This is a genomic window from Micrococcus sp. H39-S4 (assembly GCF_027158145.1).
GTDB classification, from domain to species: Bacteria; Actinomycetota; Actinomycetes; order Actinomycetales; family Micrococcaceae; genus Micrococcus; species Micrococcus luteus.
This window is the reverse complement of sequence record NZ_JAPVLT010000017.1, coordinates 1-11,647: the sequence shown is the minus strand read 5'-3', so window position 1 is coordinate 11,647 and position 11,647 is coordinate 1. Positions and strand designations below refer to the sequence as shown.

Below are 11,647 nucleotides of genomic sequence, written 5' to 3'. Positions count from 1 at the left end.
TTAGCGTGAGTCATGAGCGGGTCTCTTCTGGCAGGTGGGTTGTTGAGGAACTTCCATCCTGCCGGGCGGGGCCCGCTCGTCTCATCTCAGCCCGGGCCTCGTGCCAAGAACCTCATGACCCACAACACCTAGCCAGGTAGTGGAAGCCCCGCGCACGCAGGGATGAGCCCTACGTCAGCCAGATCATGCAGCTCGCCCAAGCGGAAGCCCCACGCACGCAGGGATGAGCCCTTGCACCCCTCCCCCGTTAGAGGGTGGAACAGGGAAGCCCCGCGCACGCAGGGATGAGCCCACGAACGTGTTGCGCTCGCCCTCGTGGACCTGGGCGACCCCGTGCACGCAGGGATGAGCCCCAGATGGCGGCCTTGAATCGGATCGAATACCGGGAAGCTCCGCCCGCGCAGGGATGAGCCAGACTCCCAGGGGCATTCACGGCTCCTGGGTTGAGCTGTCGTAGGGATCTGGGCTGGTCCCCGGTTCTTCCTAGACGCCAGCCAGTGCTCGTGACAGCTGCGGGTGTCGTGGAGGTGCTGCGGGGACGTGTCGCGGTGTCCGCGGGATGCTCAGCTGGTGGGCTCGGGGACGGTGGCCTCGCACTGGACCATGGGCATGCCCTTGGGGTCGCCGGTCTGGGCGTCCAGGGGGGCGGTGGTGCCGTCGGCGATGATCTCGCAGTGCAGGTCGCCGGCGGCGGGCAGCTGCGGGACGTTGGCGATCACCTGGATCTTTTCACCGGGCTTGGCCTGGGTGCGCAGGGTCAGGGGGGTGGTGCCGGCGGGCTCGGCGGGGATGGTCTCTTTGGTGTGGGTGTCCGCGCCGGTGCCGCCCACGAAGAGGTTCACGCCGCCGCGGGCTGCCGTGGTGGTGGTGCCGTCGCGGGGGATCCACTGGATGCGGATCTGCACGTCCACGGGCTTGGCGGGGGCCGAGCTGGAGGGACGTGCCGTGGGGGTGGCCGAGCTGGCGGCCGCAGTGGGTGCCGTGGTGCTGCTCGCGGCTGCCGTGGGGGCCGCGCTCGCGCTCGTCGACGGGGCAGGAGCAGGTGTGGCGGTGCACCCCTGGAGGGCGAGGCCGGCCAGGGCCAGGGGGAGCAGGATCAGGGGGCGGGTGCGCATCAGGGGGGTCTCCTTCGGTGCGGGGCGGATCAGGCGTCCAGGATGGTGATGGTGGCCCCGGGCTCCAAACGCTCGAGGTCGGCCGCGGTGAGGACCGCGACGTTGTGCTCCAGGCTCGCCTCGCGGACGTCGCCAGTGTCGGGGAGGCGGCAGGCGCGGTGCAGGGACTGCTCCAGCGCGGTGATCGCGGACGGGTCGGCGTGGCGGACATGGCGGATCAGGCCGCCGACGGTGCCCTCGAAGGACTCCTCGGAGCCGTGGGGGGTGATCAGGATGCGGGAGCGGGCGCTCAGGGGCATGGGGTCTCCTGGGGGCGTGGAGGTCGTGATGGTCATCCTGCCCGCCCTCCCGCCGGTGTGGCGGGAGGGCGGGGGAGGATCAGCGGATCACCAGGACGGGGCCGGTGATGATCTCGCGGGCGTCGAAGCCGGCGTCGTGGATCATCTCGGTGGCCGTGGAGTTGAACGGGCGGGAGGAACTGTGGCGGGCGTCGGCCCAGAGCGACCAGTCGCCGTCCATGCCGTCGTAGTCGCCGGGGTTGTAGACCTCAGCGGTGGCGCCCAGCAGGCGGTCGACGTCGGCGGGGATGGTGTGGAGCTCGACGTCGGCGGTGGAGCCGTCGGGGTGGATCATCGTGGCCTTGGTCATCGGAGTCCCTTTCGTCGGGGGTGCGGGGGTCCGGGTGACCCCTGCTGATGTGTATAACCATACACGCGCAAGAGTGGCAGCGCAACAGGGGCGTGGGATTCGTGGGTGGCCCCGGCGCGGCCGGGGCGGGCGGGCCGCGGGGCCCGCCCGCCCGTGGGGCTCAGTCGTCGAGGCCGAGCCGCTCGCGCAGAGCCTTGGTGGGGGGCAGGTAGGTCTCCCCGTCGTCGGCCAGGTCGCCGGTGATCAGCACCGGGCCGACGATGACGTCGTCCGGGGCGAGGATGGTCAGCTCGTGGACGATCCGGTGACCCTTGGAGTTGACCGGCAGGCCGGCGATCTTGCCCTCCTCGTTGAGCCAGATGGTGTGGTCGCCATCGTCGGAGGACAGGGCCTCCACGTAGCCGCCGACGTGCTGCTGGAAGTCCTCCAGGCCGTTGACCTGCTCCTCGGTGACGTCGCCGGTGGGGGTGATCAGGATTGCGTTGGCCATGATGGCTGTCCCTTCTATGGGGTGCGGGGATCCGGGTGATCCCTGCTGATGTGTCTAACCATACACATACGCAGGCAGATGTGCAACACCCTGCATCGCATCAGCCGCCGGCTGTGCCACGGATGCAGCCGGCCCCGCATCTCCGCGACACGTCCCCGGCGTGCCGCGAGCGCGGGGTCAGGGTGGGCCCCGCGCTCGCGGGCGGGTAGGGGTCAGCGGGCGGGGTTCAGGATGGACTCGGGCAGGTGGAAGGGGGGCTGGTGGGTGCTGACGGCCTCGGCGGGGTCCTGGCGCATCATGCCGTGGGCCCAGCCGCTGAGGTCCCATCCGAGGTAGCCGGGGCGGCCACCGGCGAGCAGGCGTAGGGGGCCGAGGCTGCGGTGGCGGTGGGCGGTGCGGGTCAGCTCGGCGAGGACTCCGGCGGGGACGTGGGTGTCCAGGCACCGGCAGGTGATCAGCACGTCCGGGTCGATCAGCGCGGGGTCCACCACGGGCGGGCGGACGGTGGCGGCGATGTTGGGCAGGCGCAGGGTCGAGTCGGCCAGATGGAGGTAGACCAGCTCGTCGTCGGCCTCCACGGCCACCGGGTGCAGGGTGCGCTCGGGCAGTGCGCGCAGGGTCTTGATGAGGTGGTGGGCCTGGTCGGCGCGCAGCATGGCCCCGGACTCGAGGGGGCCGGTGCTGACGTCGAGGGCGCGGGCGCCGGCGCGGGAGGTGTGGGTGCCATCGGAGCCGGTCAGCTCCGGGCACTGCTGACGGGCGCGCAGGATCACCGCGGGCGTCGGGGTGCCGGGGGTGTGGGAGGCGGGCAGGCGGGTGGGCCAGGCGGCCAGGTCCAGGGCTCGGTACAGGTGGTCGGCGGTGGTGATGATGCCCATGGGGCTCCTCCTAGGAAGGGGTGCTGGGGGCCTCATGCCCCCTGCGACGTGTCCAACCATACACATACAACGGCGGTTGCACAACATCATCCGCGAGCGCGGATCGGCACGCCCCTGGTGGTGACGCGGAGCGGGCGGGGACGTGTCGCGGTCCCCGGCAGCCGGCGGCAGCTCGATGCAGCCGGCAGCTCATCTCCGCGACACGTCCCCCCCGTCCCCGCCGGCGCGAGGCCGGCGGGGACGGGTGCCGGTTAGCCGCGCGGGCTCACGTGGGCGGCGTGCGTGCGGCCCAGCGCCCAGTCGCCCAGGTGCCAGGCCAGCAGATCGTCGCGCTCGCGGACGGCCCAGGCGTCGAGGCTGTCCTCGGGGCCCATGGCCGGCCCGCCCGTGAGCAGGTCCAGGCACAGGCCGGCGTGGAGCCCCCACAGGGGGCCGGGGACGGCGCCGTCCGGGGTGCTCGGGGGCACCGGGCCGGCCATGTCGCGCGGACGAACGGTGAGCGTGTCCACCGGGGAGAGCGTGTCGGCCTTGTTGCTGGCGGAGGCGAAGATCACCCAGAGGTCGCGCACCAGGTAGATGCCGACGGCGTCGGCGCGCAGCTCCACGGTCTCGTAGGTGTCGTCGAGTTCGGCCAGGCGGGCCAGCAGGGTCTGGGTGCCGTGGAGCGAGAGCACTGCGAGCAGGGCCTCGTCGCCGGTGTCCGTGCGCGGGGCCGGGTCGGCGTAGGCGCGGGAGAAGCTCTCCCCTGCCGCGGAGTAGATCCGCAGGGAGCCGTCTGGCTGGAGGACCAGGCCCACGCCGCCGGCGTCGGGGTCCGTGTCCGTGGCGGCCGCGCGGGCGGCCTGGGAGCCGGCGTAGAGCGCGCGGGCGAGGGTGGCGGGGCGGTAGAGCAGCTGGGGCATCGGGGGCCTCCTTGGCCTCGGGGTGCGGGGGGCCTCGTGCCCCCTGCGATGTGTCTAACCATACACATTCTGGGGGTTGGGTGCAACACTGAAGCGCAGCGAATCTCCGCGACACGTCCCCCCAGGATCCCGGCCCGCGAGCGCAAGCCGGCTCAGAGGCCCAGGACCTCCAGCAGGGCGGTAGCGTCGGCGCGCGGGTCGCGCGCGGTCGTGGTGGTCTCCTCGTGGACGTCGTCGCCGCCGACCAGGGTCTGGTGCAGCTCGAAGCCGGCAGCGGTGGCGGTGACCGTGGCCCGACGGTGGAGCATGCAGAAGGCCCGGTGGACCGCCCACTCGGGCAGGCGCAGGGCCAGCGCGCGCAAGTGCTCGGCGGCCCGGATCATGTCCGCGCCCGGGATCGCCGGGTCCAGATCCGCCGGCAGGCCGAAGGTGATCTCTCGCAGGCCCGGGTGCAGCTCGAGGATCTCCAGGTAGACGTCATCGGCGGCGTCGCGGGCCTCGTCCGGGCCGGCGCCCTCAGCCTTCTCGTCCTCCAGCCGGGCGGGCCGCCAGGTGGCGGCCCGCCCGGGGTGGGTCAGGCGATGTAGACGTCGCCCTCGATGTAGCGCAGGCGCTCGCGGCCGTCGGGGCTGGTGAGGGTGTAGGCGTAGTGGGCTTCGTACTCGCTCACGGTCCATCCGGCATCGGCCAGCGCGCCGGAGAGGGTGTGGTCGGCGTTGGCGCCGGAGTAGAACGCGTCGCCGACAGAGCCGGGACCGTGGGGGTCGTACTGGTGCAGGACGTCGATGACGCCCTGGGCGGTGGTGGGCTCGTGCAGGCGCAGCATGGCCTCGGTGATGCGGATCTGGTCCCAGTAGTCGTCCATGGCGGTCTCCTTGGTCGGGGTGCCGGGGGCCTCGTGCCCCCTGCGACGTGTTTAACCATACACGTATACCGGCGGCAGCGCAACAGCATCCGCGAGCGTGGATCGGCGCGCCCGTGATGGTGTCGTAGAGCGGGCGGGGATGGGTGCGGGTGTGGTTAGCGGGAACGGGTGGGGGGCAGTTCGAGCACTTCGAGCAGGTCGCGGCTGGCTAGGTGGTGCAGTCGGGTGATGCGCGGAGGGAAGGGCCATGGGCGAGGGTGGATGTGCCCAAGGGCGTACAGGGGCTCCGGGGGCGTGGCTGGCTCGTGTGTGGTCGTCTCCCGTGTGGTGGAGGCGTTGGGGTGGGCGCGTTGCTTGGGTGGGAGGGGTTCGAGAATGGCGATCACGTGGCACTCCAGTGGAGCGGTGAGCAGGCCGCTGTGGACGCGAACACGGGTGCCCTTGGGCAGGGGGGAGGTGGTGGCGGTCATGGTGCCCTTCTTGGGTGGGGTGATGGGGTGTGGCTTCTATTAGACGCTCGCGGTCCGGTGTGTCTGGGGGGCTTCTCAGTCCTTGGTGATGCGCTCGAATGTCACCGGAACGATCATGACCTCCTCCACGCCGCGCTGCTCGCACAGCGTGCGGGAGGAAGGGGTGGTCTGGCACAACGTGGGGTCCTGGGAGGCGGGGGTGATGGCCCCAATGGTCAGGGTTGTTGTGCTCTCCTGCCGGCGGGAGAGGAAGTCACCCGCCGGGACATGGTGACTGAGGATGAGCCGTCCCTGGCTGGGGTCGTCCACGGGTCGCTCCTGCGTGACCCCGTAGCCTGCACGGTTGGCGAGCGGGACCAGCTGGTCTTCGGGCTGGGCATCCGCGGTCAGGTAGCGACGCTGGACCTCGTGGGCCCCGATGACCTCCTCGACTTTGATCCACGACTGAGGGATGGCGTGCGTGCCGGCTACGGCACTGTTCACCTCCTCGCCAGTGTCTCGGGGGTCGCCGGAGCAACCGGACAGGATGAGGCAGCCGGACAGGCAGAGGGCGGCCGTGACGTGAGAGCGGGTGAACGTGAACATGGAGTCCTCCTGGGTTGGGGTGCTGGAGGCATCGTGCCCCCTGCGATGTGTATAACCATACACATCACGTCATGCGGATGCAACACCATCCGTGAGCGGCGTGCGTGTGGGGTCAGGGGGAATGGGTGGCGGCGTCGTGGGCCGCGTGGAGAGCCTGCGCGCGCCCCACCTCCTGGGCCGCGCGGGCGGCCGCGGCCTCCTGGGCCGCGCGCCGCTCCAGCAGCGCACGGGCGACGTCCTCGGCGGTGCCTTGCTGGCCGGCGTGCCACAGCACGCACAGGGCCGGGACGCCGTCGACGTCGGGCAGGCTCGCCAGAGCGGAGTCGATCCGCTCGGGGGAGAAGGGGTCCTCCGGGCGCTCGCGGCCATGGGCGACGGCGAGCTGGAGCGTCTGGCGGTAGTGATGCTCCCGCTCCAGGGTCTGGCCCCAGAGCACGGGCGGGGCCTCCACGGCGAGCCCGGACTCCTCCAGCCTCACGCGGGCCCGTCCCGCCCGCGCCCGGTCCTGCGCTCGCAGGATGGAAGGGGCCAGCAACAGACCAGCTGCGGCCGTGAGCACCGCCCCAAAGACCCGGCTGATCGCCAGGCCGGCGGAGTCAGGGTGAGGTGTGGCGGACGCGGCGGTGAGGGGCGGGACCAGCACCACCCAGGCCAACGCCGCCACGAGCGGCACCACCAGGGCCAGAAGGTCGTGCCAGAGCGGTCTGGTCGGCGGGGCGGCCGCATGGACAGCGTCCAGCAGATCCTGGCCCTCGGGGGTCGCGGGGATGAGCCAAGTTCCGGCGGCGGTGTGGTGGGCGGTGATGGGGGTGGGCATGAGGACTCCATCTCGGTAGGGGCGCCGGGGTCAGCGCCCGGGGGCATCTACCGGGGATAAGGCCGCGATCGGCCCCGCATGTCCCCCGCACGGCAGAGAAGCCGGCGGGGACGGGGGCGCGGTCAGGGCGGGGACGTGTCGTGGTCCTCGAGTGTCGGCAGCAGCTCGATGCAGCCGGCAGCTCATCTCCGCGACACGTCCCCGCCCCGCCCTGGCCCGACCGCGAGCGCGGGGCGCACGGCCGGGCCGGGGGTGCGGTGGGGATCAGGGCAGGTAGAGGACGGCGGCGTCGTGCCGGGCGGCGAGTCCGGCGTGCTCGTCGGCCAGGTCGCGCGGGCGGGTGCGGTGGCGCGGGGGCGTGTAGAGCCGCCCGTGGGCCCAATCGCCGATGCTCCAGTCCGTCAGGGTCGGCTGACCGGGGACGGTGTAGAGGCGGGGGCTGGAGGCCAGGTGGGCGCTTGCGCCCAGCAGGGACGCGAGGGTGCCCGCGTGTGTGGGGACGGGGGAGGGGATCAGCTGGTCCGCCTGCGGCAGGGGGAATGGGCCCTCGGGGGCGCTGGCCCCCTCGGGGGTGGCGGTGCGGTAGACGCGATGGCGGTAGGCGTGGCCGGGGCGGTCCGGGTCGTGCACCTTCAGGAACAGGCAGCGGGCACGCGTGGCCAGGTGTGCCGGGTAGGCGCCGGGCAGGCTGTCCAGCTCGTAGCTGAGGTTCAGTGCGTCCAGGAAGGACAGGGCCACCGGGGCCATGCCCTGTCCGTGGGTGACCGGCTCGCAGGGGGCGTAGGTGCGCGCCCACTCCCGGGGCCGGCAGACGGTGAGGCGGTAGCCGGCCTCGGTCAGCTCGAACCAGATGCGCCCGTGCGTGCGGGCGTGGTCGCTGGCCCAGCCCAGCGGGGCCAGGGCCGCGTGGAGGGCCTGGCGCAGGGATCGGATCGTGGTGGTGGGGTTGTTGACGATGCTCACGGGAGCCTCCTTGGAAGGGGTGCCGGGGGCTGGCGAGGTGGTCAGCGGCTCAGGCGCAGGCGGTCCACGTCGTGGCAGGCCTCCACGGCGGCGCGGTCGTCGGCGGCCCTCCTGGCCAGGGTGGCGTGCCCGGGGTGTGCGGTGTTCGCGCGGGCCAGGGCCTCGGAGTCGGTGGCGATGCGCTCCAGCAGATCCCGCCGCTGGCAGCTCAGCCGGATGGCCTCCTCCAGGGCCGGGACCAGGTCGGGGTGCGGCTCGTCGCGGCGGGCCAGGCGCTTGTAGCGGGCGCGCGCGGCGGCAGCGGGGGCCGCGAGGGCGTGGGCCTGGCGGCGCTGGTCCTCCAGAGTGGCCACAGCCTGGCGGCGCCGGGCGCGGTCGTCGCAGTCCTCGCCCCACGGGTCGGGCCGGCACATCACCTCGCCGCACTCCGGGCAGGGCTCGAAGGCGGAGGGCAGGGAGTCGAGGTCGAGAAGGTGGTGCTCAGGCATCGGAGGTGCCTCCTTGGTCGGGGTGCCGGGGGCCTCATGCCCCCCGCTACGTGTCCAACCATACACACACAACGGCAGAAGCACAACACCATCCGCGAGCGCAGGTCCACGCGCCCGTGGTCGTGACGCGGAGGGGGCGGGGACGTGGCGCGGTCCTCGGCAGCCGGCAGCAGCTCGATGCGGCCGGCAGCTCATCTCCACGACACGTCCCCGGGATGCCGCGAGCGCGGGAGTCCCCCGCGCTCGCGGCCTGCCGGTCAGGCGGTGGGCAGGGCGGCCAGGCTGTCGCGGTCGGCCAGGGCGGCGGCATCGCGGGCGGCCGGAGCGTAGCCGTCCATCGGGGCGACGTAGGCGCGTCCGTGTGCCCAGGTGCCGATGCTCCAGCCGATCAGGTCCAGTGCGCCGGGCACGCCGTGGATCCGCTGGCGCAGGTAGCGGGTGCCGTGGAGGCGGCCGCCGCCGCTCAGCACGTCCATCAGCAGCCCGGGCAGGCCCAGGGTCGCGGGCAGGGCGGGCAGCTCGACGCCGGGGCCGGGGGCTTGGGGGATGGCGGGAGTGGGCACGCCGGGGGCGGCGAGGTTGGCGAACGTCCAGCGCTCGCGGCCGCCGACGACGTCGACGTGGACGCGGTCGGCGGTGGCGGTGACGTTGACGGGGGTCTCGGGCAGGGGGAGCGCGTCCAGGTGGCGCATCAGCTGGGAGACGTCCAGGACGCACAGCGCCACCGGCGGCAGGCCCGCGAGCGCGGCGGGGGCCGGGCGGTCGGAGTCGGCGTAGGCGCAGGCGTAGGCGTCCTCGTGGGTGCTGATCACGCGCAGGGCGTTCTCCGGGAGCACCTCCAGGTGGACGGGGCCGCGGTTGGGGGAGACACGGGCGGCGAGGGAGCCGGCGCGCAGGGCTGCGCGCAGGGAGCCGGCGGAATAGATGTGCTTGGACATGGGGGCCTCCTTGGCCGTCGGGGTGCCGGGGGCCTCATGCCCCCTGCGACGTGTCCAACCATACACATACACCGGCGCGCGCACAACACCATCCGCGAGCGCGGGCCGGCGCGCCCGTGGTGGTGTCGAGGGAAGGGCGGGGACGTGCCGCGATCCTCGGCTGCCGGCAGCAGCTCGATGCACCGGCAGCTCATCTCCACGACACGTCCCCACGCGGCAGCGGGCGCGGGACCCGCCCGCGCTCGCGGCCAGGGGTGACAACGGGGGCGGCGCGTGCGCGCCGCCCCCGTCGTGCTCAGCCGCCGTACACCTCGGCGGCGGGCATGCAGTAGGGGCCGCCGTCTCCGTGCCACTGGTCGGAGAGGGTGTAGACGGTGCGCCCGCGCATGCCGTTGTGGGCCACCGAGTAGGTCCCACGGCTGGGGTCGATCGCGGTCACGGTCCCGTCGGCGTAGCTGATGCAGTGGCCCAGCTGGATGCGGTCGACGATGACCACCTCCTGGCCGATGTGCACGTTCTGGGAGGTGCAGATGGTGGTCTGGTCGGTGTCCATGTCGGGCCTCCTGGCCGCTCGGGGTGCCGGGGGCCTCATGCCCCCCGCTACGTGTATAACCATACACGCGCGCGGCCGAGCGGTCAACAGTGATTTATACAGCGCCCGCCCACGCGTGGGCCGGTCTACGCTGGCGGGCGTGCACCGTCTCCACGGGCACCGGGGGCCAGCGTTACGCGCTGGCCCCCCGGTCACGCTCAGCGGCCCTCAGCGGCCCGCGTGTGCTTGCCCCAGGCCCACGCCGGGTCGGTGGCCACGACGGCCACGGGCGTGGCCCGCGTCATCCGGCGCACGGCGCGCACGTGCGGGTGGTGCGGGGCGCATCGCTCGGCGAGGTTCAGGCGGCCATCGGCCACCGCTCCTGCGCCTCGGATCCAGGCCACGTAGGCCAGCACCGCCAGCGCCCCAGCGCAGGCGTGGCCCGGACCGAGAGCCACGGCGGCGTTGAGCACCGTCTCGGCCTCCACGCTCGCCTTCCAGCGCAGACCGTGCGGGAACTCGCCCCGGGCGAAGTCCACCGCCTCCAGCCGGATCGGGGCCGTGCAGGCCACCAGCGCCGCGATCAGGTACTCCGGGTCACGGTGGTTCAGGGTGGCCAGCACGACGGCGGCGGCCCCGGCGTCGTTCTGATCCTTCAGCAGGCGGTTGATGCCCTCGATCAGCGCCGGAGCGTCCGCGTGCATGTCCGTCAGCGTGGCCGCGTGAGCCGCCACGGCCTCCGTCAGGGCGCCCGACTCGCTCGGGGTGGCGGTGGGGTACTCGGCCCGCGCACCGTCGAGCAGGGCCAGGTGCAGGCCCAGCGTGGAGGTGCCCGGAGCGTAGGCCACGGCCTCGCCCGTGCCCAGGTTGGTGCACATGCGCCCGTCCACGTGGATCAGCCCCTCCACGCTCAGACCGTGGCCGGTCAGGATGGACTCCAGCTCGAGCCAGCGCAGGGCGCGGTCCTCCGGGCCGTAGCCGATCAGGAAGACGCGCGTGCAGTTGGCGCGGCGCATGCTGGCGGCGATCACTCCGGCCATGGTGGCGGGGGCGGCGACATCGTCAAGGCGCATCACCGGCCCCAGCCGCGAGCCCTTCAGGCCGATGGCCACCACGGAATCCGCGGGGGTGGACGGCAGGGCGGCGGCGGCGTAGTCGGTCAGATCGAGCGGGGTGCGGGCGGTCAGAGCATCCATCGTGTCCTCCTAGAGGGGTGCGGGGGGCCTGGTGCCTCCTGCTGAGTCAAACCATACACAAGAAAAGCCGGGACTGCAACGTTGAGTATGGCGGCGATATGGCGGACGTATGGCATGGCCCTGCCCCGCCGCGAGGCGGGGCAGGGAGTCGGAATCAGCGAGGATTGGAGGCCGGAGCGCGCCAGGCCGAGCGCGCGGCACGTGTTGTGCCGAGCACCAGGCGCGCGGTGACACGCGCGGCGGTGGTGAGCATCAGGGCGAGCACCAGCGCACACCACAGGGCGAAGGCGATCAGGGCCGGCGTGGACAGCGCGGGCACGTACACCGGCGCCAGCCCCCCGAACGCGGCGACGAAGATCAGGACGGAGCCGACGCACAAGGCGTGCCGGGCGACGAGCGCGCAGCGGTCGAGTCGGGCCGTCAGGGTGGCACGGGTGGTGGGGCGACGGGTGCGAGCACGTTTCACGGCGTCCTCCTTGAGGGGTGCAGGGGGCCGGTTGCCTCCCCGCTGAGTCAAACCATACACGCATTGTGGTGTGGACGCAATCGGTTGTGTGGTGTTGCTTGTGGTGGGGGTGTGGTGGTGTGCTGGCGGTGTTATGGCATGGGCGGGGGGGGGGGGCTGCGCGGGGTGCCGGCCCGCCGGCCCCTCGGGCCCCCTGGCCCGGTGTGGGGGCGTCTGAGGGCCGTTCGGGGTGCGGGTGGGCTTGTGGGGGTGCAGGGGTGGGAACGGGGCGCAGGCGGGCGCACAGCGGCCCGT

The 11,647-nt window shown here is 72.9% G+C and carries 16 protein-coding genes; all 16 read right to left on the bottom strand.

What is annotated here, in order from left to right; all coding sequences use genetic code 11:
• Positions 1–563 precede the first annotated feature (563 nt).
• The 16 genes from O3T09_RS11650 to O3T09_RS11575 all read right to left on the bottom strand — a co-directional run bounded on the left by O3T09_RS11650 (position 564) and on the right by O3T09_RS11575 (position 11,353).
• Positions 564–1,115: a hypothetical protein gene (locus O3T09_RS11650; protein ID WP_135019856.1), complete on the bottom strand. Its 552-nt coding sequence runs from the start codon at positions 1,113–1,115 to the stop codon at positions 564–566.
• A gap of 29 nt (positions 1,116–1,144) precedes the next feature.
• Positions 1,145–1,450 (bottom strand): hypothetical protein, encoded by a 306-nt coding sequence (locus tag O3T09_RS11645; RefSeq protein ID WP_135019855.1) that lies wholly within the window; start codon positions 1,448–1,450, stop codon positions 1,145–1,147.
• Between the two features lie 43 nt (positions 1,451–1,493).
• Entirely contained in the window at positions 1,494–1,763 is a 270-nt protein-coding gene (locus tag O3T09_RS11640) for a hypothetical protein (protein ID WP_135019854.1), read from the bottom strand.
• A gap of 160 nt (positions 1,764–1,923) precedes the next feature.
• Positions 1,924–2,253, bottom strand: coding sequence for a DUF3846 domain-containing protein (locus O3T09_RS11635; RefSeq protein WP_031943816.1), 330 nt, complete (start codon positions 2,251–2,253; stop codon positions 1,924–1,926).
• 212 nt (positions 2,254–2,465) lie between these two features.
• Positions 2,466–3,131, bottom strand: coding sequence for a hypothetical protein (locus tag O3T09_RS11630; protein WP_269295566.1), 666 nt, complete (start codon positions 3,129–3,131; stop codon positions 2,466–2,468).
• Positions 3,132–3,382: 251 nt separating this feature from the next.
• Positions 3,383–4,033 (bottom strand): hypothetical protein, encoded by a 651-nt coding sequence (locus tag O3T09_RS11625; RefSeq protein ID WP_269295565.1) that lies wholly within the window; start codon positions 4,031–4,033, stop codon positions 3,383–3,385.
• Between the two features lie 152 nt (positions 4,034–4,185).
• Positions 4,186–4,416, bottom strand: coding sequence for a hypothetical protein (locus O3T09_RS11620; RefSeq protein ID WP_269295564.1), 231 nt, complete (start codon positions 4,414–4,416; stop codon positions 4,186–4,188).
• Between the two features lie 191 nt (positions 4,417–4,607).
• A complete protein-coding gene (locus tag O3T09_RS11615) occupies positions 4,608–4,898 on the bottom strand; it encodes a hypothetical protein (RefSeq protein WP_087113805.1) in 291 nt (96 codons plus the stop codon).
• A 545-nt stretch (positions 4,899–5,443) separates the two neighbouring features.
• Complete coding sequence (locus O3T09_RS11610; RefSeq protein ID WP_269295563.1) at positions 5,444–5,953, bottom strand: hypothetical protein; 510 nt, start codon at positions 5,951–5,953, stop codon at positions 5,444–5,446.
• Positions 5,954–6,065: 112 nt separating this feature from the next.
• On the bottom strand, positions 6,066–6,770 hold the full coding sequence (locus O3T09_RS11605; protein ID WP_269295562.1) for a hypothetical protein: 705 nt from the start codon (positions 6,768–6,770) through the stop codon (positions 6,066–6,068).
• A gap of 264 nt (positions 6,771–7,034) precedes the next feature.
• Positions 7,035–7,733 carry a hypothetical protein gene (locus tag O3T09_RS11600; RefSeq protein WP_269295561.1) on the bottom strand — a complete coding sequence of 233 codons (699 nt, stop codon included), beginning with the start codon at positions 7,731–7,733 and terminating at the stop codon, positions 7,035–7,037.
• Positions 7,734–7,774: 41 nt separating this feature from the next.
• Positions 7,775–8,221, bottom strand: a complete 447-nt coding sequence (locus tag O3T09_RS11595) for a hypothetical protein (RefSeq protein ID WP_269295560.1) — start codon at positions 8,219–8,221, stop codon at positions 7,775–7,777.
• A 257-nt stretch (positions 8,222–8,478) separates the two neighbouring features.
• On the bottom strand, positions 8,479–9,159 hold the full coding sequence (locus O3T09_RS11590) for a hypothetical protein (protein WP_269295559.1): 681 nt from the start codon (positions 9,157–9,159) through the stop codon (positions 8,479–8,481).
• A gap of 295 nt (positions 9,160–9,454) precedes the next feature.
• The gene (locus O3T09_RS11585) at positions 9,455–9,712 is read right to left on the bottom strand and encodes a hypothetical protein (RefSeq protein ID WP_123244501.1); all 258 of its coding nucleotides are present in this window, start codon (positions 9,710–9,712) and stop codon (positions 9,455–9,457) included.
• Between the two features lie 197 nt (positions 9,713–9,909).
• A complete protein-coding gene (locus O3T09_RS11580) occupies positions 9,910–10,887 on the bottom strand; it encodes a DUF4192 family protein (RefSeq protein ID WP_123244500.1) in 978 nt (325 codons plus the stop codon).
• Between the two features lie 154 nt (positions 10,888–11,041).
• Positions 11,042–11,353, bottom strand: coding sequence for a hypothetical protein (locus O3T09_RS11575; protein WP_123244499.1), 312 nt, complete (start codon positions 11,351–11,353; stop codon positions 11,042–11,044).
• Between the last annotated feature and the right edge of the window lie 294 nt (positions 11,354–11,647).

Excerpts from the sequence above, each read along its gene's own strand:
- O3T09_RS11650 (WP_135019856.1), bottom strand. The coding sequence starts at position 1,115 with ATGCGCACCCGCCCCCTGATCCTGCTCCCCCTGGCCCTGGCCGGCCTC.
- O3T09_RS11645 (WP_135019855.1), bottom strand. The coding sequence starts at position 1,450 with ATGACCATCACGACCTCCACGCCCCCAGGAGACCCCATGCCCCTGAGC.
- O3T09_RS11640 (WP_135019854.1), bottom strand. The coding sequence starts at position 1,763 with ATGACCAAGGCCACGATGATCCACCCCGACGGCTCCACCGCCGACGTC.
- O3T09_RS11635 (WP_031943816.1), bottom strand. The coding sequence starts at position 2,253 with ATGGCCAACGCAATCCTGATCACCCCCACCGGCGACGTCACCGAGGAG.
- O3T09_RS11630 (WP_269295566.1), bottom strand. The coding sequence starts at position 3,131 with ATGGGCATCATCACCACCGCCGACCACCTGTACCGAGCCCTGGACCTG.
- O3T09_RS11625 (WP_269295565.1), bottom strand. The coding sequence starts at position 4,033 with ATGCCCCAGCTGCTCTACCGCCCCGCCACCCTCGCCCGCGCGCTCTAC.
- O3T09_RS11620 (WP_269295564.1), bottom strand. The coding sequence starts at position 4,416 with ATGATCCGGGCCGCCGAGCACTTGCGCGCGCTGGCCCTGCGCCTGCCC.
- O3T09_RS11615 (WP_087113805.1), bottom strand. The coding sequence starts at position 4,898 with ATGGACGACTACTGGGACCAGATCCGCATCACCGAGGCCATGCTGCGC.
- O3T09_RS11610 (WP_269295563.1), bottom strand. The coding sequence starts at position 5,953 with ATGTTCACGTTCACCCGCTCTCACGTCACGGCCGCCCTCTGCCTGTCC.
- O3T09_RS11605 (WP_269295562.1), bottom strand. The coding sequence starts at position 6,770 with ATGCCCACCCCCATCACCGCCCACCACACCGCCGCCGGAACTTGGCTC.
- O3T09_RS11595 (WP_269295560.1), bottom strand. The coding sequence starts at position 8,221 with ATGCCTGAGCACCACCTTCTCGACCTCGACTCCCTGCCCTCCGCCTTC.
- O3T09_RS11590 (WP_269295559.1), bottom strand. The coding sequence starts at position 9,159 with ATGTCCAAGCACATCTATTCCGCCGGCTCCCTGCGCGCAGCCCTGCGC.
- O3T09_RS11585 (WP_123244501.1), bottom strand. The coding sequence starts at position 9,712 with ATGGACACCGACCAGACCACCATCTGCACCTCCCAGAACGTGCACATC.
- O3T09_RS11580 (WP_123244500.1), bottom strand. The coding sequence starts at position 10,887 with ATGGATGCTCTGACCGCCCGCACCCCGCTCGATCTGACCGACTACGCC.